Source organism: Streptomyces sp. NPDC044921 (assembly GCF_056432865.1).
In genome coordinates this window covers 85,138-107,885 of sequence record NZ_JBWKIF010000003.1, presented here as the reverse complement: position 1 = coordinate 107,885, position 22,748 = coordinate 85,138, and the positions used below count along the sequence as shown (strand labels likewise).

General features: G+C 65.5%; 21 protein-coding genes, 1 tRNA gene and 1 pseudogene. 5 read left to right on the top strand and 18 right to left on the bottom strand.

What is annotated here, in order from left to right:
* Positions 1–122 precede the first annotated feature (122 nt).
* From lysA to AC07DA_RS05625, 3 genes and pseudogenes are all read right to left on the bottom strand, one after another.
* Complete coding sequence (gene lysA, locus AC07DA_RS05635; RefSeq protein ID WP_479124909.1) at positions 123–1,514, bottom strand: diaminopimelate decarboxylase; 1,392 nt, start codon at positions 1,512–1,514, stop codon at positions 123–125.
* Between the two features lie 23 nt (positions 1,515–1,537).
* Complete coding sequence (gene nrtL, locus AC07DA_RS05630; protein WP_479124907.1) at positions 1,538–2,848, bottom strand: ArgS-related anticodon-binding protein NrtL; 1,311 nt, start codon at positions 2,846–2,848, stop codon at positions 1,538–1,540.
* 413 nt (positions 2,849–3,261) lie between these two features.
* A pseudogene (locus AC07DA_RS05625) lies at positions 3,262–3,759 on the bottom strand (response regulator); the annotation flags it as partial.
* A gap of 115 nt (positions 3,760–3,874) precedes the next feature.
* On the opposite strand from AC07DA_RS05625, the gene AC07DA_RS05620 reads away from it, so the two are divergent.
* Positions 3,875–3,946: transfer RNA gene (locus tag AC07DA_RS05620), tRNA-Arg, on the top strand.
* A gap of 232 nt (positions 3,947–4,178) precedes the next feature.
* On the opposite strand, the gene AC07DA_RS05615 is transcribed toward AC07DA_RS05620, so the two are convergent.
* The 10 genes from AC07DA_RS05615 to AC07DA_RS05570 all read right to left on the bottom strand — a co-directional run bounded on the left by AC07DA_RS05615 (position 4,179) and on the right by AC07DA_RS05570 (position 11,335).
* Entirely contained in the window at positions 4,179–5,585 is a 1,407-nt protein-coding gene (locus AC07DA_RS05615; protein ID WP_479124905.1) for a tyrosine-type recombinase/integrase, read from the bottom strand.
* Positions 5,582–5,776, bottom strand: coding sequence for a helix-turn-helix transcriptional regulator (locus AC07DA_RS05610; protein ID WP_479124903.1), 195 nt, complete (start codon positions 5,774–5,776; stop codon positions 5,582–5,584). The genes AC07DA_RS05615 and AC07DA_RS05610 overlap by 4 nt, the downstream gene beginning before the upstream one ends.
* Entirely contained in the window at positions 5,752–7,053 is a 1,302-nt protein-coding gene (locus AC07DA_RS05605) for a replication initiator (RefSeq protein ID WP_479125420.1), read from the bottom strand. The genes AC07DA_RS05610 and AC07DA_RS05605 overlap by 25 nt, the downstream gene beginning before the upstream one ends.
* Before the next feature lie 159 nt (positions 7,054–7,212).
* Positions 7,213–7,458 carry a SpdD protein gene (locus AC07DA_RS05600; RefSeq protein ID WP_479124901.1) on the bottom strand — a complete coding sequence of 82 codons (246 nt, stop codon included), beginning with the start codon at positions 7,456–7,458 and terminating at the stop codon, positions 7,213–7,215.
* Between the two features lie 25 nt (positions 7,459–7,483).
* Positions 7,484–7,678 carry a hypothetical protein gene (locus AC07DA_RS05595; protein WP_479124899.1) on the bottom strand — a complete coding sequence of 65 codons (195 nt, stop codon included), beginning with the start codon at positions 7,676–7,678 and terminating at the stop codon, positions 7,484–7,486.
* Between the two features lie 14 nt (positions 7,679–7,692).
* A complete protein-coding gene (locus tag AC07DA_RS05590; RefSeq protein WP_479124897.1) occupies positions 7,693–7,884 on the bottom strand; it encodes a mobile element transfer protein in 192 nt (63 codons plus the stop codon).
* A gap of 10 nt (positions 7,885–7,894) precedes the next feature.
* Positions 7,895–8,563, bottom strand: a complete 669-nt coding sequence (locus tag AC07DA_RS05585; protein WP_479124895.1) for a DUF2637 domain-containing protein — start codon at positions 8,561–8,563, stop codon at positions 7,895–7,897.
* Positions 8,564–8,647: 84 nt separating this feature from the next.
* Positions 8,648–10,024, bottom strand: a complete 1,377-nt coding sequence (locus AC07DA_RS05580; RefSeq protein WP_479124893.1) for an FtsK/SpoIIIE domain-containing protein — start codon at positions 10,022–10,024, stop codon at positions 8,648–8,650.
* Positions 10,024–10,380: an SCO3933 family regulatory protein gene (locus tag AC07DA_RS05575; RefSeq protein ID WP_030851889.1), complete on the bottom strand. Its 357-nt coding sequence runs from the start codon at positions 10,378–10,380 to the stop codon at positions 10,024–10,026. Before AC07DA_RS05575 ends, AC07DA_RS05580 begins: the two co-directional genes overlap by 1 nt.
* Positions 10,381–10,546: 166 nt before the next feature.
* Positions 10,547–11,335, bottom strand: coding sequence for a GntR family transcriptional regulator (locus tag AC07DA_RS05570; protein ID WP_479124891.1), 789 nt, complete (start codon positions 11,333–11,335; stop codon positions 10,547–10,549).
* A gap of 107 nt (positions 11,336–11,442) precedes the next feature.
* Between AC07DA_RS05570 and AC07DA_RS05565 the strand changes: the two genes are divergently transcribed.
* Genes AC07DA_RS05565 through AC07DA_RS05555 form a run of 3 tightly spaced genes read left to right on the top strand, consistent with a single transcriptional unit; the run spans position 11,443 to position 12,702 of the window.
* Positions 11,443–11,850, top strand: coding sequence for an NUDIX hydrolase (locus tag AC07DA_RS05565; RefSeq protein ID WP_030851880.1), 408 nt, complete (start codon positions 11,443–11,445; stop codon positions 11,848–11,850).
* 46 nt (positions 11,851–11,896) lie between these two features.
* Positions 11,897–12,322: an ATP-binding protein gene (locus AC07DA_RS05560; protein ID WP_479125418.1), complete on the top strand. Its 426-nt coding sequence runs from the start codon at positions 11,897–11,899 to the stop codon at positions 12,320–12,322.
* Positions 12,322–12,702: a hypothetical protein gene (locus tag AC07DA_RS05555; RefSeq protein WP_479124889.1), complete on the top strand. Its 381-nt coding sequence runs from the start codon at positions 12,322–12,324 to the stop codon at positions 12,700–12,702. The genes AC07DA_RS05560 and AC07DA_RS05555 overlap by 1 nt, the downstream gene beginning before the upstream one ends.
* A gap of 365 nt (positions 12,703–13,067) precedes the next feature.
* On the opposite strand, the gene AC07DA_RS05550 is transcribed toward AC07DA_RS05555, so the two are convergent.
* Genes AC07DA_RS05550 through AC07DA_RS05540 form a run of 3 tightly spaced genes read right to left on the bottom strand, consistent with a single transcriptional unit; the run spans position 13,068 to position 16,743 of the window.
* Positions 13,068–14,141: a hypothetical protein gene (locus AC07DA_RS05550; protein WP_479124888.1), complete on the bottom strand. Its 1,074-nt coding sequence runs from the start codon at positions 14,139–14,141 to the stop codon at positions 13,068–13,070.
* A gap of 14 nt (positions 14,142–14,155) precedes the next feature.
* The gene (locus AC07DA_RS05545) at positions 14,156–14,755 is read right to left on the bottom strand and encodes a hypothetical protein (protein ID WP_479124886.1); all 600 of its coding nucleotides are present in this window, start codon (positions 14,753–14,755) and stop codon (positions 14,156–14,158) included.
* Positions 14,752–16,743: an AAA family ATPase gene (locus AC07DA_RS05540; RefSeq protein ID WP_479124884.1), complete on the bottom strand. Its 1,992-nt coding sequence runs from the start codon at positions 16,741–16,743 to the stop codon at positions 14,752–14,754. The genes AC07DA_RS05545 and AC07DA_RS05540 overlap by 4 nt, the downstream gene beginning before the upstream one ends.
* Positions 16,744–16,987: 244 nt before the next feature.
* On the opposite strand from AC07DA_RS05540, the gene AC07DA_RS05535 reads away from it, so the two are divergent.
* A complete protein-coding gene (locus tag AC07DA_RS05535) occupies positions 16,988–18,319 on the top strand; it encodes a hypothetical protein (RefSeq protein ID WP_479124882.1) in 1,332 nt (443 codons plus the stop codon).
* A 178-nt stretch (positions 18,320–18,497) separates the two neighbouring features.
* Here the strand turns inward: AC07DA_RS05535 and AC07DA_RS05530 are convergent, their stop codons facing one another.
* Both AC07DA_RS05530 and AC07DA_RS05525 read right to left on the bottom strand, forming a co-directional pair.
* The gene (locus AC07DA_RS05530) at positions 18,498–20,492 is read right to left on the bottom strand and encodes a hypothetical protein (protein WP_479124880.1); all 1,995 of its coding nucleotides are present in this window, start codon (positions 20,490–20,492) and stop codon (positions 18,498–18,500) included.
* Positions 20,493–21,511: 1,019 nt separating this feature from the next.
* Positions 21,512–22,747 carry a DNA methyltransferase gene (locus AC07DA_RS05525; protein ID WP_479124878.1) on the bottom strand — a complete coding sequence of 412 codons (1,236 nt, stop codon included), beginning with the start codon at positions 22,745–22,747 and terminating at the stop codon, positions 21,512–21,514.
* Position 22,748 lies beyond the last annotated feature (1 nt).

Sequence of the window (22,748 nt, the reverse complement as noted above, 5' to 3'; positions counted from 1 at the left end):
TGCGGTGCAACCAGTCTCACCCACCGAACGGGACTTTCTGCCCCTGGTCCGGATCGTGAGACGTCTATTTCATTTGTACGGGGTGGAGGACAGGAGATCTTCCACCCCTTGCTGGACAGGACTCAGCCGACGTCCAGGCGCAGCAGGTCCTCCTCCGTCTCGCGGCGGACGATCACCCGGGCCTCGCCGTCGCGCACGGCGACGACCGGCGGCCGCAGCACGTGGTTGTAGTTGCTGGCCATGGACCGGCAGTAGGCGCCGGTGGCCGGGACGGCGACCAGGTCGCCCGGCGCCAGGTCGGCCGGCAGGAACGCGTCCTTGACCACGATGTCCCCGCTCTCGCAGTGCTTGCCGACGACCCGGGCGAGCATCGGCTCGGCGTCGGAGGTGCGGGAGACCAGGGCGACGCTGTACTCGGCGTCGTACAGCGCGGTGCGGATGTTGTCCGACATGCCGCCGTCCACGGAGACGTAGGTGCGCAGCCCGTCGAGCGGCTTGATCGTGCCGACCTCGTAGAGCGTGAACGCGGTCGGCCCGACGATGGCCCGCCCCGGCTCCACGGAGATGCGCGGAGTCCGCAGCTTCGCGGCCTCGCACTCCCGGGTGACGATCTCGGTGAGCGCCTTGGCGATCTCGTGCGGCTCGCGCGGGTCGTCGCCGCTCGTGTAGGCGATGCCCAGCCCGCCGCCGAGATCGATCTCGGGCAGCTCGACGCCGTGCTCGTCGCGGATGTCCTTCAGCAGCCCGACGACCCGGTGGGCGGCCACCTCGAACCCGGACATGTCGAAGATCTGCGAGCCGATGTGGCTGTGGATGCCGACCAGCTCCAGACCGTCGAGCTGCAGCGCCCGCCGTACGGCCTCGGCGGCCTGACCGCCGGCCAGCGGAATGCCGAACTTCTGGTCCTCGTGGGCCGTGGCGATGAACTCGTGGGTGTGCGCCTCGACGCCCACGGTGATCCGGATGAGCACCTTCTGCCGCTTGCCGAGCCCCTGCGCGATGTGCGCGACGCGGACGATCTCCTGGAAGGAGTCGAGCACGATGTGGCCCACGCCGGCCTCGACGGCCCGGGTGATCTCACCGACGGACTTGTTGTTGCCGTGGAAGGCGATGCGCTCGGCGGGCATGCCGGCCGACAGCGCGGTGGCCAGCTCGCCCCCGGAGCAGACGTCGACGTTCAGCCCCTCCTCGTGCAGCCAGCGCACCACGGCCCGGGACAGGAACGCCTTGCCGGCGTAGAACACGTCGGCGCCGGCCCCGAAGGCGGTGCGCCACGCCCGGGCCCGGGCCCGGAAGTCGGCCTCGTCGAGGACGTAGGCGGGGGTGCCGAACTCCTCGGCGAGCCGCGTGACGGGAATCCCGCCGACGGTGACGACACCGTCCTCGTCGCGCGTGACGGTCTCGGCCCACACCTTGGCATCGAGCGCGTTCAGGTCGGCGGGCGGGGCGGAGTAGTGGCCCTCGGGAAGGACATCGGCGTGACGGGGCCCGGCGGGGTGTGCGGAACGACTCATGGTTTCGTGTGCCTCTTCTTGGCTCAGAGGTGTTCGGGTGCGTCGATGCCGAGCAGGGACAGGCCGCCGGCCAGCACCGTCCCGGCGGCTTCGGCGAGAGCGAGCCGGGCACGGTGGGCGGCCGTGGGTTTCTCCTCCCCGAGCGGCAGCACGACGGGCAGCACGGACAGCGTGGCGTCGGCGACGGCGACGAGGTGCCGGGCCAGGCGGTCCGGGCTGTGCTGCGCCGCGGTGGCGGCCAGGACCCGGGGGTGGTCACCGAGCAGGGCGAGAAGCGCAGTGGCGTCCGCCTCACGCACGGGGCCGGGCTCGGGACGGTGGCCCGCGTCGGCGGCCTTGGGCGGGAGGGCGACGGGGCCGGACTCCGGACGGTGATCCGCGCTGGCGGCCTTGGGCGGGAGGGCGACGGGGCCGGACTCCGGACGGTGGCCCGCGCCGACGGCCTTGGGCGGGAGGGCGACGGGCCCGGGCTCCGGACGGAAGCCGAGGTCGGCGGCGTTGCGCAGGAGGGCCCGGGTGCGGGCGTGGGCGTACCGGACGCGGAAGAGGGGGTTGGTCTCCCGCTGCACCAGATGATCGCGGGTGATCCGGGGCCGGTCGTGCGCGGCCGGGTACAGCAGCGCCCAGCGGGCGGCGTCCCGGCCGAGGGGCAGGGGGTCGGTGGGGGCGGGAACGGGGCGGAGGGCCACGTCGACGTCGATGTCGCCGAGGTCTCGGGGCCTTGGCGCGTCGTGAGGGTCGTGGGTGTCGTGGGGGGTGTGGCTGGTGTGGCTGGTGTGGTGAGTGCGACGCCCGATGTCGGGGGTCTCGTCGACGGTGTGGCCGGTGTCGACGCCGAGGGCGGTCGTCCATTCCAGCGCGGGCCGCCCGTCGTACTGGACGCGGACGACGTCGCCCTGGCTGCGTCGCACGCGGGCGACGACGTCCGCGACCACGACGGCACGGACCTCGGCCGGGCAGCGGAGGCGGACGAGCGTCCCGCTGGACCCCACGCCGTGGCCGTACCGCCGCCCGCGGCTCAGGACCTCCCCGACGAGGCCGGCGGAGGCGGTGTCCTCCAGGCTGAGGTTGAGGAAGCCGGGTCCGGTGACGACGACGTCGGTGACGCCGTGCGCGCCGAGCAGGCGCGCGCGGAGGATCTCGGCGACGCGCCGCGAGGGCTGTTCCGCCGCGCGGGCGAGCTGGAGGGCGATGTTGGTGGCGTAGTCGCCGCACCCTCCGGGCCCCGGCGGGGTGACCACCGCCCGCTCCGGAACGGTCACGCTCAGCTCCCCCTCGTCGACAGCACGACGCACGGCGTGCAGCACGGTGCGGGAGAGCTCGACGGGGGTCACGGGCACCAGCGTATGGGAGGAGGGGGGTGGGTAGGCGAGCCGGTTCGCCGGACGGTCCGGGATGTGGACGTGGAGTCGGCTCGTCCGGTGCGGAGGCTGTGGGTCTGTCGGGTGCGGGGAGTGCGCCCGTTGGGTGCCGGGGGAGGCTGCCGGCCCATCTGGTGCTGCGGTCTGCGTACGACTGCGATCCCGTACGAACGGGTCTACGGTACGGCCGGCTGATCGACGGCAGGGGCCGGGGCAGTGTCGGCCCCGAGGGTGTCGTGGCCGAGAGTGTCGTGGCCGAGGCCGCCGCCTTGGCCGGGGCTGCCCTGGCCGAGCGCGTCAGGGTCGAGGACGCCGGAATCGAGGTCGTCATGGCCGTGGCTGGCGGGAGCGAGGATGTCGCTGCCGAGGTCGCCGGGGCCGATCCCCTCACCGGCGTCGGCGACGGGACCGTCGCCACCCTGCCGCGCACCCCCGCGCGCCTGCGTCCGCGCCCGCGCCCGCGCCCGCTCGATCAACTGCCGCACCATGGCGACCAGTTCTGCCGGTTCGAAAGGCTTGGCGAGGAAGGCGTCGACACCGACGTCCAGCCCGGCCTCGACCTCGTACTGGGTGCAGGCACTGACGATCGCGAGGGGTACGTCCCGGGTCCGCGGATCGGCCCGCAGCCGGGAGGCCGTCCTGAGCCCGTCCAACCGCGGCATGGCCACGTCGAGGGTCACGGCATCGGGCCGCACCTGATGCACGACATCAAGACACTCGGCACCATCGGCCGCGGTCACGACCTCCAGCCCTTCCAGCTCGAGGTTGACCCTGATCAGCTGCCGGATGACCTTGTTGTCGTCCACAACAAGCACCCGGCCCCACGCGCCTGGCACAACTCGAGAGTAGGTCGCACCCGGCCGCCGCGTCCGGGTTTTCCCCACTTCCACCCCGCACGAGGGACCCGCACCCCGCCCCCCGGCAGCGGAAACCCGTTCATGACCACCCCGAGGGAGCTGGTAGTGTTCTACCCGTCGCCGCGAGCAACGCGAGCGACACGCCCCCGTAGCTCAGGGGATAGAGCAACGGCCTCCGGAGCCGTGTGCGCAGGTTCGAATCCTGCCGGGGGCACCTTGCATGAGGTGCCCAAAGACCCCGCCATCAGCGCTTTTGCTGGGACGGGGTCTTCGCGTATGTGCAGGCGTGTGCGGCTCGGGGCGGCTGTATGTCGGGCGCCGTGGACTATGCGTGGACTGGCCGCAGGGCAGGAATCCGCAGGTCAGGCCCGGAAAACGCTGAGGCCCCCGGACCGTAGTCCAGGGGCCATCATGCCGCAGGTGCGCGTGTCGGAAGGGTGTCGGGATCAGGTCTCGTCGCCGGGCTCGTCCTCCTGACCGTCGTCCTCACCGAGCAGTTCGGCGATCCGGCGGTTGGCGACGTCCTGGCGGCCGTCCAGGCACTTCGCGTACCGGCTCAGCAGCACTTCGACGCTGTTGCCTGCACGCTCCGCAACCTCGGTGGGGTCGACGCCGGCATTGAGCCAGGAGGAGAGCGCGGCGTGCCTCAGGTCGTGCGGTCGAGCGGCCAACGGCGAGGCCACCTGTTCCGGCGTGAGCGCCAGGTGCCGAGCCTCGTCCCAGACGCGCCAGTACGTGGTGGAGGCGACCACTCCCCCACGTTCGTTGGCGAACAACCGCCCATCCTTGGCAGTGCCGAACTCCTCGATGTGGGCCAGGAGCATGCGGACGAGGCGAGGCGGGATGGGGACGATGCGGGTTTCGTTCGCGGGGCGATTCTTGAGGCCGCGGTTGTCGTGAACCTCCCCGGTCCCGGTCCAGCGCTTCCCCACGGTCGGGCGGGTCTTCTCCAGGATCAGTGAACCCCACCCGGTCTCCGGCAGCGTGCAGTCCGGACGTCGCAGCGCCACAGCTTCCGCCGGCCGAAGCCCACCGAAGTACATGCAGGCGAAGAGCGCGACCATGCGCCGCCCACGGGCTCTGCGGTAGCCGCCGACGTAAGAGACTGCGGCCAGGAGTTCGCGTGCCTGCCGAGGGTTCACTACGACCCGGCGGTCCACTTCCTTGGTCACCTTCGGCGGCTTCCACTTCACGAGCGTGACCGGGTTCTCCGGGAGCTCCCCCAGTTCGACCGCGTAGGCCAGGGCGTTGAAGAGGACCGCGCGCTTGCGCCGTACCGTCTCGGCGGCGGCTGGAGCGTCCGAAAGCCTGAGCTTGAGCGAGTCGAGGACACGGCGGATATCTGCCGGATTCTTGAGCGTCGCCAGTGGCAGCGAGGCCTTGGCCACCCAGCGAAGAGCGTTCGCGATATCGACCGGCGGATCTTCCTCGCCCGAGGCTTGGACTACGAAAGCCCAGCCCCGCAGCGCACGGCGCAATACATCGTCAGCTGGACGCCCAGGCCGATCACCCAGCAGCTGAGTCGTGACGAGCGTCATCGTCTCGTTCAGGCTGTCGCGGGAGTTCGGAGCCGCGTGCGGCCACTTCATGGCGACGTACGCCCGCGCGAAGTCGTACCAGGTGCGAGACGCCTTGGCGGGTGCCATGGAGTCCGGCAGACCGGTTTCCGTGTCGAATGCCTCGCCCTTCTGCGCAGCCCGAAGAAGCTTGGCCCGGAAGTTGTCGGCGAGTGCCTTCGTCCGGAAGGTCTCGGAGAATGGCGGGGCATCGCCGACCTTCCATCGCACGTCGTACGACGGCGTCTTGTACGGCCGCTTGCGGATGCCCCACACCCTCACGTCATGCGACTTCACGCCGCCTCCGCGAGCCCGTGGAGCCACGCGTCGAAGTCACTGCGCCAAAAGCGGAGCTCACCGTTCGGAAGCTTGATCGCTTCCGGAGCCTGCCCCAGCTCGCGCCAGCGGTAGAAGGTTCGGCGGGACACTCCGCCGAGCTCGGCGAGGATCTGCGGGACAGTCATCAGTTCGTCCCGACTGCGGTCCATGTCGGTTCTCCTTCCGTTCCGGGGGCGGGTTCGAGAGATGCGGCAAGCCAGGCTTCGGCGTCGGAGAGGCCAGTACCGGCGAAGACCCAGTGCGCGAGGACGTACGTCGTTTCAGGCCCGCTGTCGGGGGTGTCGGCAGCGGCTTGTGCTCGGCGCCATTCGGCGCGGGCGTCACGGAGGGCGCCGAGGGTCGTGGAGTAGCGGCGGGACTTGGTGGAGAAGTGGCCGCGGAATCCGAGCATGTGGGCCCAGGCGCGCAAGCGGAGGTGTTCGAGGTCCTTGCGGGCGCCGAGGAACCAGGCGGTGCGGATCAGGCGGCGTGCGTGGTCGCTGATGTCGAGCTGCGCGAGTTCGGCGGCGAACTTGAGCGGCCGGTCGAGAGCTCCTGTCGCGGTTTCGGCGCCCTTGGTGGCGTACTTGGCGATGTAGGCGGCGACGGCCCGTTCCGTGAGCTCCTGGCCGTCGTTGAAGTCGGCCGAGCGGATGGTGCGGACGTCGAGTTGGCGGCCGAAGGTGAAGGTGTGGGTGCGGCCGTCGATCGTCGGTCCGTCCACGCGGACCTTGGCGGTGGCAGCGCGGATGGCGTCCGTGAGCAGTTCAGCGGTTGCCCATGCCGGGGGCGGGGTGTCGCCGCCGCTGGGGCCGTCGATGCGGATGACGGCGTGGAAGTGGACCGCGCCGCGCTTCTGGTACTCGGCGACCTTGGCGAAGCTCACCCGGGCGTGCTCGCGAAAGCGCCGCTGGGAGAGGCCGGCGCGCTTGGCCACCTCCCGGCGCAGGTAGGTCGAGAAGCGCCGCCAGAGGGGACCGGCGTGAGCGTTCCAGAGCACGGCGGCTTCGTAGTCGTAGGTGTCCGGGTCGAGCGCGGTGCCGAGTACGTCGTCGTCCTGGTCGTGGTGGGTGCCGCAGCGGCAGGGGCGCCCGCTGGAAGGGCGGTTGTGGACCGGACCGAAGCTCGGCGCGGTGAAGGTGGCGAACACGCGCGGGTGCGTAGCGACGTGCTCGGGGGTGCCCTTACCGCCGCGCAGGCCGGAGGTGATCAGGTGGAAGGTGTCGCGACGGTAGACCTCGGCGCAGGCCGCGCAGCGGGTCGTGCGGCGGTTGTTGCAGCGGACGAGGAGCTGTCCAGCCGGGAGGCTGGACGAGTCGAGGCGGTGGAGAACGTTGCCGATCTCGCCGGTCGTGGTGTCGACGTCGTACTCGATGCGGTGGCCGTCGAGGCGGATCGGGTGAGTGCAGCCGCCGAGTCCGGAGAGTTGGCGGAGGATACCCGGCAGCGTGCCCTGCGCGGCCAGGTTCGCGAGTTCCGGGAGTGGGGCCGGAGTGGTGCGGGTGAAGATGGCGATTCCCCTTCTGACTGGCTCGGTCGGGAGGAAAGGCCCCCCGGGGCGGCGAAATGCTTGGTCGTGTGCCGCCGCCCCGGAGGCCAGCGCGGTTCAGCGGCGGTGGTGGTCGCGGAGCATGGAGCGCAGGACGACGGCGGCCACGGCAACGGAGATGGCCGTGACGGCGACGGCCGCCAAGAGCGCGGTGAGGACGACCCCGCCGACGACCAGGGCCACGACGGTCTTCTGATCGATGGAGACCGACGGGAGCGAACGCCGGACGGGTGACGCCTCGGTCGGGGTGTGGGTGTGCGCGGGCGGCGGGGTCGGGCTGTCGGGGTACTTCGGGAGGAACATGGGCCAGGTCTCCTTATCTACTCGTCTAGGCGTGTGAGCCATTTATGACGGTCACGCCGGAGCGGGTGCCGGACTCGATGGCGGGTGCGAGGAAGGTGCAGGAGAGCCAGAAGCCGAACAGGGCGATCAGGACGACGATCCAGACGCGGACGCCGAGGAACCTCACTGCTCCCCAAGCGAAGAAGCCGAGGACGACGACAAGCGGCAGGCTGACGGTCACGGGCGAGGGTCCTTTCAGCGCACAGGGCAGCGGTGGGTGCGGGCGGCGAGCTCAGCGGCCGGGCGGCCGTCGTAGTCGGTGGAGAAGCCGCAGCAAGGCGCGGTGCAGGCGGCGGTGTGCTTCTCCTGGCCCCGGCCGTCGTAGTACGTGCCGACCCGGACGGGGCCGATGCGGACGACGTTGCGGAAGCGGCGGTTGGCGGTCACGAGGTCTCCTTCAGAGGTGGGTGGCGATGGCTTCGGCCATGGGTGCGGGGACGCCGAGGCGGGCTCGGAGGGTCGGGGTGTCGATGGGTGTTCCGGTGCGGGTGTGGTGTTCGGCAGCGACCTTGCGGGCGTGGGCGACCAAGGCGGCCGGGACAGGCAAGGCGGGACGCTCGGGCGGCTCCTGCTCGTCGGCCGGGTGGGGCGGGGCTTGTTCGGCGGCCGGGTGTGCAAGCGACTCGGGACGTGGTTCTGGTGCCTCCGCGCGGTCGTGGACCGCGTTGTCCTTGTCAGGGTCGGCGGCCTGGTCGAGGGTTGTCGGCGCGGAGTGCGCGAGGAGCGTGCCGCCGAGGAAGGCGACCGCGGGCCAGCCCGCGACGAGGATGCGCAGCCAGGCCGGTACGTGGTTCATGTCGAGGAGGCCGGCGGTTGCGACGTTGGCTCCGAGGGAGGCGGTGAGCGCGATGACAAACCAGCACCACCCGGCCGCTTTGGCTTCCCCGGACCGCAGTCGGCGCCAGGCGGCGACGAGCAACAGGTCGACGCTGATCGGGTAGGCCCACGCTTTCCATCCGTCCTGCCCGGCCGCCGAGGCGATGTCGTGCAGGTGGGCGAAGGACAGCGCGGCAGCGATGACGGCTTGGATGAGCACCGCGTCAACGCGGGCCAGTTGGGCGCGCATGATGCGGCTCCTTCCGGATTCAGGCATGGGAGGGGTAGGGACTTGGCGTGAGGCGGTCACGCCGGCCGGGGTTGGTTGAGGAGGTCAGCCGGTGGCTGGGCGTGGCTCGACGACCGGGGCCGGAGATGCGACCGGCCGTACGGCCACCTCTGGCAGGAAGGGCTTGAGCGCGGGTACGTCCGGCACCATGTGTGCGGACTCTCGGCAGGCCGCCGCCGCATCGCTGAGGGACAGGTACGGCGTGCGGATGCGGGACCAGCCGCCGGAGGTGTCACCCGCGACGGCCAGGCCGGGGCATTCAGGTGCGATGGCACAGGCGGCCGTGACCGCTTCGGGTGCGATGTCGCCGAGGGCCATCTTGGCGGAGGCTTCGTCGTTCACGCGGTGGCAGACGCGGCCGGTCAACTGGGCCCGCAGCATGGTGGCGCCCTTGCCCAGCTCGGCGCCGAAGCGCTGCCCGCAGACCTCCAGGTAGATGCCGGCCGCGCGGCCGAGTTGGGCGAGCCGGATGAGTTGGGTGACCATCTCGTCTCGGCGTTCCTCGTCCTTCCTGGTGGCGACGAGGAAGAGTTCGGCCACCTCGTCCACGAACAGCACGAGGGGGACGGGGCGTTCGGACTCGGGCAGTCCCCAGATGTCGGAGGTGATCTCTTCGGCCGGGATGTCCGGGGCGATGCCTTGCCTGGCCTTGATCAGGTCGTATCGGTCCTCCATTTCCTTCACGAGCACGGGCAGCAGCTCGGCGGCCTGTTCCGGTTCGGTCGCCAGTGCGGAGAGGCGGGAGGCGAACGGCGCCAGCTCTACTCCGCGCTTGCAGTCGATGCCGACGAGGGCGACCGGCTGAGGGGCGAGTCCGGCGATCAGGTGCCGCAGGTACATGGACTTGCCTGAGAGCGTGGCGCCGAGGGTGAGTTGGTGGGGCACGGTCCGGTAGTCGCGTATGAACGGCATGGCGTCCTCCCGCAGGGCCACCGGCACCTGAAGGAACCCGGCGTCCACCTTGCGCGGCATCCGCACCTGCCGCAGCACATCGAAGCCGACCAGCCGCAGCTCAACCACGCCAGGCTTGACCGTGGTCACGTACACGGCGTGAACGCCCCAGGCGTGCCGCAGCCGTTCCGCCGAGGCGGCGACGTCGGCTGGTTCCTGCCCCGGAGCGAGGCGGAGCCGGATCCGCAGCCCGGTCGAGGTGGGGCGGATGATGCCGCGACGCGGCGGTACGGGGCGGACCTCTCGGCGGGTGGTGGCCTTGACCGCCAGCATCCGCAGCCGGGAGGGAGCCACGGTGAGGCCGCAGGCTTCCATGACCGAGCCGTAGGAGCTGAGGAGCCGGGCCGTGGATATCGGGAGGCCGACCGTGGACCAGTACACCCCGGGATGCTTGGCCCGGGCGTAGGCGGCCCCGCCGCCGAGTGCGGCGACAGGACCACCCACCTCCAGGAGTGTCGTCAGATCGGTCATCAGGCAGCGGCTCCGGTGGCCGCCGGGAACGCGGCCGGAGTCACGGCGGCGGCGCGGTAGGCGATGCCGTGGCGCTGCTGGCCGTTGAAGACGCTCTCCCACGGCCGGGCCACCAGACCCGGCAGCGAGACCGGAGCCCCGAGCGTCAGCCCCTCGGATACCCCGCTCTCCGGAACGGTGACCTTGATCAGCGACGACTCGCCGTCCTCCAGGTAGACGACGCCGATCGTCATCAGCGCCTCCCCGCTGGTGGCGTCCTTGGCGATCTCGCCCGTCTGCCGGTCGCGGACCTTGGGCTCGGGCGCCTCGGTCAGCAGGATCGTTGCGGCGGAGGTCTCTACACGGATGGTGCGCAAGACTTCTTCCCATCTACTCGTCTATACAAGATGCGGCGTTCGAACCCGATCTCTCGGGAACGGCAACCACCTTGCCACACAACTTACCCACTCGTCTATACGAGTAAGCCTGTTGCGGTGTACGAGTTCGGAGAAGCCTCCCCGCGCACCACCACCGGTCAGGCGCTCACGTCGCCGGGAGCTTGTACGACAGGACGTACGCGTCCGCAGCCATGACCGTGTCGCAGACCTCCACGGCCCGTCCCTCCTGGTCGAACGCGGTACGGATCAGGTGGATGACCGGCACGCCGGAGGCCAGCCGCAGCGTGCGCACCTCGTCGGGCGAGGGCATCCGGGCACGGATCTCTTCCTCGAAGTGGTCGAGGCGGTGCCCCAGCTCCTCAAGCCGGGCGTAGATGCCACCGGGGCCAGGGTTGGGCTCGGCGATCGGCGTTCCCCGCGCGATGTCGAGCGGCAGGTACGAGGTAGCGAACTCCACCGGCCGCCCGTCCAGCAGATACCGGCGACGCCGGGCCAGCACCCGTCGCACGGACCCGAGCCTGGTGGAGACGTCCTGGCTGGCCTTCTCCTCCTTGACCTCCAGGCTGTCCACCTGCGGGTGACTGCCGGCGGCGTCGGCCTCGACGATGAACGCGGACTTCCCCTGCTCGCGGTGGCGCCGGGCGAACCGGTCGGAGGCGAGCCGCCTGACAGGCGGGCGTGGTCGCACGAAGACGCCCTTGCCGTGCTCGGCGTGCACCAGGCCCTCGCCCTGGAGGATGGAGAAGGAGTTTCGAACCGTCATGCGGGAAACCCCGTAATGCTCGACGAGTTCGGCCTCGGAGGGCAGCTTTTCGCCCTCCTTGAATCGCCCACGGTCGATGGCCTCGCGCAGCTGGTCGGCGATCTGACGGAAGACCGCACGATCGCTCGTGGGGTCGAGATCGCCGAGGAGGCCGGAGGAAAGAGAGGGCACGTGTACTCCTTTAGGTATCTAGACGAGTGGGCGAGCTTTGTTGCTACGGTGGAGAGCCTAGCCATCCGAGAGGGCAGAGGAACGTGAGCACCGACCGTCCGCACTCCGTGAGCGTCGCCGGAGTCATCGTCGACGACCAGGACCGCGCCCTCTTGATCAAACGCCGCGACAACGGCCACTGGGAACCCCCGGGTGGAGTCCTCGAACGCGAGGAAACCATCCCCGAGGCCCTCCAGCGCGAAGTTCTCGAAGAGACCGGCATCAAGATCGCGCTTCCCGCGACCCTGACCGGGATCTACAAGAACATGAAGGGCTTGATCGTCTCCATGGTCTTCCGCTGTGAGGCCGCCGACGGCACGCCCACCACCGGGGACGAGACCCGCGCACTGCGCTGGGCCACCCGCGAAGAGGTCATCGAACTCGCCGACGAGGCATACGCGATCCGCGTCCTGGACGCACTCGACGCGGTATCTCCGCCGGCCATCCGCGCCCACGACGGCGTGAAACTCGTCTAGCCCGAACCCGCTGCACATGGCGGCCTACCAGCACGAAGGAACTTGTATGCACGAGTATACGAGCACCACCCGGGTCTGGGGACTCACTTGCCCAGGTTTTCCGGAAGAGGTCAGCCGGGCTCGCCGCTGGACGCGGGACATCCTGCGCGGATCTCCCCTTGCCGACGACGCCGAACTGATCGTGAGCGAGCTGAGCGCGAACGCGATCCTCCACACTGCGAGCGGCGAGCTCGGCAGCTTCCACCTGGCCCTCGCGGTCTCCCCCAAGGTGGTCGCCCTGTCGGTCACCGACGAGGGAGGGACCGGCACCGCCCCGAAAGTCGAGCAGCCGAGCGAGGACGCGGTACACGGCCGCGGCTTGGGCATGGTCAGCGTCATCGCACACCGGGTCGTCGTACACGGCAGCCACAGCGGCTACACCGTCACCGCCGAACTCTTCACGGACACCCAGCCGGGAGGACACCCGTGCTGATGGACAAGCCCCAGAGGGGCTTCTGGTGCGAGTGCTGGACGCAAGACCTCACCGACGAGACGGGATTGCCGGCACTCCGGGCATCCTTCGACGCATACTCGGCACCGCAGGCAGACAGGTGGGTAGCGGTCGCCCTACGCACCATCTCACCAGCACTCGACCCGGACGCCTCCGACGAGGCCTGGGAATGGCTCTACGACGGCCGCATCGACACGCGACGAGCCCTCTTACGCATGGAACCCTGCACGGTCTCTCTGACACACTCCAACACCCGCATCACATGGACAATCCGACCAGTGGTCTTCCTACCGATGGCTCACCGCCAAGGCGCCGAACTCCCATCCTGCGCATACGACTTCACGCCCCACGCCACAGACTGAGTTACAACTTTCTCTACTGGTTCAAGTCGGCTCGCTCCGCTCGCCGCGCGCGGCCCGGCCCCCGGCCGGGCCTGCGCTCCTGCCTCCGTCCCGCTCCAGCCCGGCCGGCGCCCGGGCCGCGCGCCCAGCAATCAGCCGCTTCGCGTCATATGGGGTACGTCGTGGCTAGGGCCGGTCGGCTCCACGGCTTTAGCCACCTCCCCGGTCCGGGCCCCGCGTCGAGCAAGACCAGGGGGCCACTCGCGCACATTGCGGGCAGGTCCAAAGCCTGCCCGAGTTGCCGGCCAGCGTACGGCCCCCTGATCATGCCCGACCCCAGACCAGGCAGGCCACCGGCCAAACCCGCTCCACCGACCTCGACGACGTCAGGCACGACTAGGGCTGCTTGCGCGACCAATCCTAGGTTCACAGAAGCACTGAATCGGATCCGCGATATCACTTCGCCCAGCGAGACTAGGGTCGAACTGAATGATCTTATCTCGGAATGCCCAAGCGTCTTCTTCCGCAAGAGTGATCGTGTCGTTCTTCACTCGGGCCCGACGTCCATCGAAAATGAAGAGATATCCACGACGATCATACGTGGCCGCCCGCTCCCTTGTCCTGTCAAGATACTCGGCCAACTGACGCAACCCGTCATGCGCCCGCTTTTCCGCGTGACTGCTCGTTATTCTCGGATTGTCGCCGAGAACACCGCTGTGTCCGAGCCATTTGATCTCGATCATGGCAATACGATTCGAGTTTGCCCACTTCACTTCGATGTCTACCGGATTTCGATCATCGACGTTGCTCTCTGGCCTGATGTCAGGATTACCATCTCGCAGAGTGCTAGCCAGGTACTGGACCAAGGAGTCTCGCATTTCCGACTCAGGGCCAGCCTTCCAAACGATCCTGTCTTCGTCGCGCCACAACGAGGCGAGGATGCGGCACTGGCTTGACCTAGCGAGACGCACCGCGTAGTGCTCTAGGCACTCAGCGAGTTCACGGAACTTAGATATGCCGAAGATTTTCGTGAACGCCACTGAAGCCGGCACCTCCCCCAGGCAGCCATTCACCCAGAATTCTTCGCCTTTGCCGGGCTCGTAGTGGTACAGAACCGTTTCACGCGCGAGCTCTTCAGGCTCGTACTTCTCCTTCCACACCCAGAAGACATCGTCGTCGCAAACCTCGACCGTGAGCAGGCCGTCGTTATGCATCGGAAGACGACTAACGTCTGCCACCTTGTACGCACGACTGTAATCCAGAGAGGATGAACGACGATTAGTTCTATAGAAGACCGTTAGAGCCGAGTTGATCGACTCGTAGTCGACTGCTCGATGGATTTCCTTTAGCTTGGGCAAGAACTCACGCAGGATGTCGGGCCCATTTCCACCCAAGGTTTTCGACGCTACAGCGATGTAATGCCCCCGAGCCATTTCGGCAAGGCGCTCCAGCTGAGACACAGTCCCCCCTCCACTCACTTTCCCGAGTTGGCCGTCTGCTCCAGCAGGAAACTTAGCCAGACTACGGCGGGAACCATATAGTCCGGGATATCGTTGCCCAACGAAGTCTTGAGGACAGCAAACTGCGCATAGACTTGGGCCAGATTGGCATCCTCTAGCAGTTCCTGAGGAACCTCGAGTTTCTGAGCCCGCGCGAGATGTGGTTCGAGGGCGACTCCCTCCTCCACAGAGGAGACAGGCATCGCTGCAGATGCTCCTGTTGATCCGCGAAGATACGGTACGCGGTCACTAAAGCGTCCGAGCTGCACCCACAGGTCGAGTTCACGTTTGCCTGCCTCGGTGATAACTAGTTTATCCCCATCGGAAGCAAGCAGGTGCCTGGTCTTTAGGAACTCAACAGCGTTGTAGAGCTCGACACTGAAAGGTGACGACGTCGGCGTTGAGAAAAATGTGTAACCCCAACTCGCGACCGGCTTACGATCATATAGACCCAGCAGGCAGGCAAGATAGATGAAGATCTGAACTGAGCTGAGTGAAATCTCCTTGGCTTCATCAGAGACTTCGGATACAACGAAGAGCGCATCAAATGACGCCTCGGGCGATGCCTGACTCAAAACATTCTCCCATCCAAGCTTGCCTGGATCGCAGCATACGATTCGTCGAACAACTCTTCCGAATCGGCTTGCACCTCAGATAGAACAGCCCAATTAGTCATACGCTCCACATGCATCAAATCACGCCCACAGACGTGCGCAAGCTCCAGAACAAGGCGGTTTGAGTTCAAGTTCGCAGTCATGATTAGGCGGTTACCTCGACGCACGAATTCCCCGAACATCTCGCCGGCGCGACTCTCGTAGGCGATATCGAGTGACCCCTCCGGAGTATCAATGAATAGTCCTGCCGAAGCACCTCCGAGCATGTGCTCGGTGAGTGCCATCCTGAGTGCGATATCGATGAAGTATCGCTGACTCTCAGACAACTGATTCTGCTCACGTCGAGGTTGACGGTCAATGGTCACAACCAGCTCTGGGCCCCTGGCTCGTTGATCCAGCCGACAGTGAAGGTCCATTCCCAAGAAAGCTCGAGCGAGACTTTGAAAGCGGGGTACGAACTCTAGCTCAGCTTCAGCATACTTTTCCGCAAGCTCCCGTTTGACTGGAGCTAGAAGAGCTTGATATTCATCTCGCTTCTGCCGATACCTATCCCTTCTATCTTGAGCAGCAGCAAATTCTGCTTGCAGTTGCTTTATGACGTCAGACACTCCAGAGTGGGCGGATTTGTTGCGCACCCAATCAGAGTTTTCTCGCTCAAATTCTTCAATAGCTCGTGCCGTACGGCGGAATTCCTCCTGCGCGGCCTGCCGTTGCTGCTCAGCTCGGTCAGCGTCTTCTTGCGCTGCTTTCAGTCGAGCAGCGCTCTGCTGCAACTTCGCATCCAGTTCACGCAGGAGCTCGAAATCTTCTCCTACATCTGTCGAGCCAGCATCACTGTGACACAAAGGGCATTTACTCTCAGCGATTAGCTGCTCAATTTCACTGATTGAATCCACCGAGGAGGTGCCACAAATGCCACAGGCTCGGTCATGAACAAGCTTGAGAATCAAGGGGTGCTCGATGGGTCCACTCTTGGGACTCAATCGGCTAGTGAATGCCCGGTCATATTCCGTCGTGAGGGAATGATGGTCAGCGGCTGCGATGCCTACTTGCAGACGCGCGTCCTTCTCCTGCGCCAGCCTTTGATCAACAATGGCAGCACAATTATCCCGCTGGTCTAGCAAATTCCGGTGTTTATCTTCCAGCTCCTCATTGAGCTCGAATGACCCGCCACTTCGCTCCAAGAGGTCTCGGATTTGAGCACGAGCCGAGGTAGCTTGATACTGAGCGTTCCTAGCTTGGGACTCGAGCCGGTCCGCCTTCCTTTGCCAGTCGCCCGCCGCGTCTGCCCTAGCCGAATCGAGGCCGAAAACGAGGAACAGGGCAAATCTAGCCACCTCCGGGTCCCAGAAGAGTAGGTGCCGACGTTCGTCGAAGGTGACCAGAAAATGTTGGACATAGATTAGCTGGTCAAAACTCGCCAAGCCGGAATGTTGAACGCTGATCGCTTCATATTCCTCTGTGATCTCCTTACCTAGCGTCGGATCCCCCAGCTCGCCGGATCGTTCGATATCGACCCCTGGCCCCGTCACCCGCAGGTAACGCAGCTCACCCCCGTCAAAGAAGCCGCGTGTGACCTCATAGTCGTATTCCCCGATCGAGAATTCGATGGAAACTTCGGCAATGTCCCTGTCGTCCGTCTTCACCCGACCGGTGAAGTAATCCGGTGCATACGCACGAGCACTCTTGCTGTACTCGGAGAGCGACAAGACTTTGACTTCAGGAGGAGCCACCGCACCAGTGAGGGAATAGTTCAGGATGGCCAGGAAAGTGGATTTACCAAGGCCATTAGCGCCCGATAGGCAGAAAACGTTTTTGTCGAAGTCGACGACGTTCTCACTCCGATTGCGGTACAGCGAGAAGTGGGAAATGCGCAAGCGCCGTACCTGCGGAAGGCGGATCCTGTCAGCTTGCTCCCCCATGCCTGCCCCTTCCTGATGCACCGTCATGCTCTGGACTCTAGTGGCTAGTACGTGCCTGCACCAGGTACTCTCGTGTCTGCATGCCTCGTTGGGCTCCGGGCCAGGGGACTCAACCAGAGTCATCTCTCCGACGATGCGTCGTTCTCAAGTCAGACACGATCGATCGTGGTATCGTGCGCCGGTTGCGCGGCCTGCCCTTGCATAGCGACTGTGGACCTGTCGCACGTCCTACCTGCGAACCCGGGCCGCTTAGGATTTGCGAGGAGTATCTATGGCCCAGGCCGGCGCGCAGGCGCTGACCACTCATTATCGCAGCCTGCAGAAGAGCTGGAAGGTCTCGCACAATGAGGCTTACCGGCGGCTAGTTGTGCCAAACGGCAACTCCTCGCAGCCGTTTCATCGGTGGTTCCACCTGAAGGAAGCCTACTCGTCGCAACTGCTGCCTCAACTCATCTCAGACAGCGGCCACATGCCACAGCAACGTCTGCGGGTACGCGATCCCTACAGTGGTAGTGGTACTACCTTGCTCAGCGCCCTAGAGGCGGGTTCAGAGCGCGATCTTTCAACCATCGTCCATGGCACAGAGCGGAACCCATTCATCTGGGAACTTGCCCATTCGAAGGTTGCGGGAAGGATTGCCGGCCGCGACGCAGCAAAGGACTTCGAGGTAGCCCTAGACTCTGTTGAGGCGCTTTACCGTTCTCCTAGTAGGCCGATCGGATCAGTTCCCGACCAGGCAACTCTGCGTAACGAACAGTACTTCGCACGTGACAACGTTGAAAAGTTGTGCTCTATTCGGCATGCAATTGACATGTGTGCTGAGGGGCTGTCCCGTTCTCTGCTGAGGGTAAGTCTAGCGGCTGCTGTGGAGAGTTGCGGACGCCTGCGTCGGGACGGCAGAGCACTTCGCTTCACTCCAGGTAGGCAACCGAAAGACGCATGGACCGCTTTTTGCGAACGCGCCGCCATCGTGTTGCAGGACCTTGAGGTTACCGAACCTCTAGATGCGTCGGGGACTGTTCGACTTGGCGATGGGAGGCAGTGCAGCGAAGCGTCGAGTGATTTCGATTGGATCGTCTTTTCGCCGCCGTATCCAAACAACATCGACTACACCGAAGTTTACAAAACTGAAGCTTGGGTCCTCGGCTGCTATGAAACAGCAGAAGAAATGCGCACGCAGCGGCAACTCACAGTTCGCAGTCACCCAAGCATTCGATTCGAGCGCGACTATTCCTACCTTGCAGGCGACAAATCCGATGACGTGACTCGCATCATTGAACCAGTCATCTCGGCCGTCCCCAAGGGGAAGTACTACAGCGGTCGCGTAGAAGTTATACGCGGATATGTTGATGACATGCTTCTAACTCTGCAGTCCTGCCGACGTGAGATTGCTCCGAATGGTCGTCTCGCTTTCATTGTTGGAAATTCAGCGCATGCATCTGGCGACAGCGCCTTCATCATCGCCGCAGACGTCCTCATGGGAGCTTTGGCCGAGCTAGCTGGCTGGCGCGTTACTGAGGTGAAGATCGCGCGCGAACTAATTCGCAGGAACGCGGACAGTGAGTTCCTGCGCGAAAGCGTCGTCATGCTAGAGCCGGTATAACGCTGTGCTGGGTGCTGTCACCGTGGACCGTCTATGGACGAGGGATCGGTAGTCGGCCCCCTGCCGAGCTGTGACTTGTCCTAACACCTATGAACGGAGCACTACTGTCGGGCGACTACCGTGGGGTGCCAGAGGTGTCCCCACGGGAGGATCCAGGGCAGGGTGCCTGGCCCGTGGCTCACCAGGGCGCGGCGGGAGCTCCCTCCGCAGTAAGCCCGAATCGCTGGATCGCCTCCGCCTCAGTCCGCCGGCCGGTTCGCTTCATGAGGTCGATGAGCCCACCGAGTGCATGAGGGTGACCGGCATCCACAGCGCGTCGGACCAAGCGCTCAAGACTCATCGGGTCGTCCGCCGCCCGCATCGTCAAAAGGTTGTCCAAGAGGTATGGCAGGTTGAAGCTGTGGACGGCGAGATCGTCCGCCTTCTCATGGGCACCGGTGTGTTCCAGGAGCCGTAGCATTTCTTCGGATCCCTCAGGCTCGCCCTGGCGGATGCCTTGGCGGGCAAGTTCAAGGGCATGGTCATGGGCCCCATCCGCTTCGAAGTGACGGATCTCCTCTTGCAATCGCGTCAAAGGAGGAGGCTCTGCCTTGGTGGACATGTACTCAGCCCAGGCGAATCCCGTGGTCAATAGTTCCCGGAAGATGTTAAGTTCGCGAACAACTTCGGGGTCACCGCTTCGCTGAGCAGTAGCTGTTGCTTTCTCCTTGTGACCCAGCATCTCCCGGAGGTCGACGAGGCGCTGCCAAGCCTCCCGATGGCCGGCCTCGGCGGCTTTTTCATACAGCGTGGCCGCGTGACGGTAGCGCCCGCGGAGTTCGGCCTCCCGCGCGAGGGCAACCTGGTCTGCGGGGGCGCGGGCATACGTGGTCACCGCATCCCAGAAGCCGGTGGGGGGAAGGTCACGGTCTGGCACGTATAGCGCCAGGTGTTGAAGCACGTGGGCCAGGCGGTAGATCGGTGTGGCTGCGTCGCTGAGCTGCTTCCGATAGGGAGCGACTGGACCTGGCACGCCACGGCAAGGTTCCCCGGTATAGGCGAGAGCCGACGCAAACCAGTCCTCGGGAAGCATCGCCTTCTGGTCGTCTCCGAGGTAGCTGCAGGCCGCCGCCTCTAACAAGGAACACGGAAGATCCTGCCCATGCCCATAGCGGTAGAGGTCGAACGCCGCTGCGATGACTGCTCGGGCTCCTTCAGGAGCTTGATCACAGCGCTGGATCAGGAACGGGATACCGCTGACCACCTGCATGACCCGCCCGCCTTGAGCATGCTTGTGGGCAAACCGGAGGCGGCGGTCTGTCTTAGCTGCCACCTGCACTGCCCGAAGCTGCGTTGCGGTGAACACTGGCGGCACAGCAATCTGGCTGGCCGCGTTGTCCGCAAGTAGTTCCGCCACCTGAGGATGCGGGATGAGGTCGCTGGTGGGCGCTGCACTGGTGAGCCTGTATGCGTAGGCACTCCACAACGTTCCCAGCATTAGGAAGGGACCTGGCTGGCGCAACAGACGGCGTAGCCGCGCGGCAGCGTGTTCGCTCGGTTTCCCGTCTCGCGAATCGAGGAAGAGGTGGGCATCGTTCAACCAGATCACGGTGTGCGGCTGAATCGTGTCGAGGCCATCAATGAGCTCGGTGGTGTCGATGGGGTGCCACAGCCGCCACCTCGCAGGCAGTGACTGAACAGACTCCCATAGAGCTCTCGTCTTGCCAGTGGAGACTTCGCCAACCAGTACAGCTAGGCGGTTTCTTCCACCCTCTGCTTCAGCAACGACGGCTCGCAGATCCTGGTCGTGCTCTCGGGACACGTAAGACGTCAGGTGTACTTGGCCGTCGTTGCCCGGAACGGACGAAAGCGAGACGGGTCTACGTACACCGAGTTTGAAAGGATCGACCTGGTCTATCGGTAGACCGAGGATTGCCGAACTTGATCGACCCTTCGAAGGTTGAGCATTTTCCAAGAGGTTGAGCCAGTACCGCACATCGCAATCCCGGTTGGCCCACTCACTCAGCACCTTGACCACCTCTACGACCTGGTCACTGCTGGCAGGACTAGGCGGAGTGCCCATCAACCATCTGCCGATGGCCTGGTCGTGGATTTCGGTACCGAGAGCCTTGCTGGCCCTCTGGGCGAGGTATCGGGCGGAGCTCCTCCTCCTTCGGCGCTTCTGCTCACTCACAGCATGATCGTGAAGGGCCCGGAACTGGAGGTGAAACTGGTCGCTGATCGCTGTCACGGGTTCCTCGCGTGGTGCCCGGCATGCCCTGTTGCCCGCCCCGGGCACAACGGGCAGGCCTGTGAGCAGGAGCGTAGTGAGAATCCGCCCTCCGCGCCCTGTACTTCAGACATCGCGGCCGCAGCGGGCGGAAAGTCGTCCTCGGCGCCGGCCGCGGTGGTCGGAGCCTTTGACCGAGGGGACTCGTGATGGACGACAAGATCAAGAGGGTTTGGCTCCGCAAGCTGGTGCGTCTCGTCGGTGTTGGCCTTCTGCGGGGTCTGTTCGCAGCGATTGGGGCAGCTCTTGTGCGCTGGCTTTGCAGCCTCCTCTGATGTCCTGGCGCTGGTATCACGCTGAGGGGTCAACTGACTGACTCAGTTGCTCGTGGACTATTCGTGGACGAGCAGCAGTTAGCGAAACCTGTCCGAGCCTGTGAGCTGCTAGCACACGCGAGACGCATGGGGCCTCCGGAGCCGTGTGCGCAGGTTCGAATCCTGCCGGGGGCACCCTGCATGAGGTGTCCAAAGACCCCGTCACCAGCGGAGACGCTGAGTGCGGGGTCTTCGCGTATGTGCGGGTGGGTGCCGCTGTGAGCGGCTGTATGCCGGCGTAGGTCCACGTCGTGCGGTCTCTTGCCGCCTTCGGAGCACTCGGCGTAGCGGTCCAGCAGCGCTTTCACGCTGGTACCCGCGCGCCCGGGACCTCCGTCGGGTCTGCCCTCGCCGTTGAGCCAAGTCGGCAGTGCTGAATCCCGGAGGCCGGCTGAGTACCGGAAGGCATATGGGCGAACTGGGAGCCGTGAGGCGGCGACTGCGGTCGGCGGAAGCGCGGTGCACGGGCCTCTTGCCGGACTCGGTAGTACGTCGAGGTGTCGACAGCGCTCCCGCGCTCGTTGGTGAGCACTCGCCCGTTCTCTGCCGTGCCGAAGGTGCCGAGGTGCTGCCGGTGCTCCTTGAACGCCTCCGTCGCTGCCGCCGGCATCAGAGCTTCATCAAACTCAGTTCCGGCGACGCTTCCACTTTCCTTACGCTCTCGACGGCACTGTGCAGGTCTTCCCGCACCTCATCCGTCGATTGCTCCAGCGCCTCCACCAGGACATGGCGTGCCACCTGACGAGAGAGTTCATCCAGCTTCGCTCCGCAAGGAACGGCCGATGTTTTACTCACCTCGAAGGACAGGATGTCCTCGTAGATTACAGCGCCGAACCTATTGGTGAACTTTCTTTCCTGCCACCGCGCGAACCGCAGGTTGGGAAGACCTTCGGCCAGAGCGGCTACGATTTCCGAGTTGGAGAACGCGACGCCGCGTACCTTCGACTCCCGGCCGACGACCAGGACAACACTTCCCGCTTCGAAAACCAGCCGCTCCATCTCGCAGAGCGCCTGGATCATGTCGACGCAATACTGGATGACTGTCAGAAACCGGTTCTGGCGATTCTTCCGGTTGGATCCGATTTCCGTTCTGGCGGCAGGCAGGACATTCCAGCCGATTTTTTCCACAGCAGGACGGTAGTTCTGGTGGTAATTGAATACGTTGATGTAGGGCGGGGAGGTGACCACGAGGCCCGCACACCCGTCATCGAGGGGAACCCGGCGGGCGTCACCAGCGATCACCCGGGAGGGGACCGCGGCGGAAGGGAAGTCCATGACCAGGTCCCGCACCTGGTTCCAGGACTTCTTGACCTTCCTTGCATCTGCCTCCTTCTTGTCCCCCATGCTCAGCAGGAGGGTAGTGGAGAAGACGCGCTCGATATTCTTGTCGACAGCACCTCGATGCCCGTCAAGCAGGTATTCGATGACATCTTCGATGTCTTCCGCGGTACCGAAAAGCGTGGCCTGCCCTGTATCGGCGACTCTGTCCAAGTAGGACGACGCTTCGTTCAAGATCCGTAGCCGGTGGTCACGGGGCAGGGACGCGAGTTCCAGGATTCCGGACAGTTCCAACGCCGCCGGATTGATTTCGACACCGGCCGACGGAATGCCCTTGCGAATGCATTCCAGGACCGTCGTACCACTGCCCAGGAACGGATCGACCACGATGCCGGAGCCCGGGTAGTAGACGTCGAGGAGCTTGCTCACCAGGCCAGGGGTGAACTGACCGCGCCACGGGAGCGCACTGCGCCGTTCCCGCACGAGTACGTCAAGATCGGTCTGCCCGATGAAGCTGCGGTCGAATTCACGCTTCCGAACCGCTCTGAAGATCTCCTCGACGTCCACT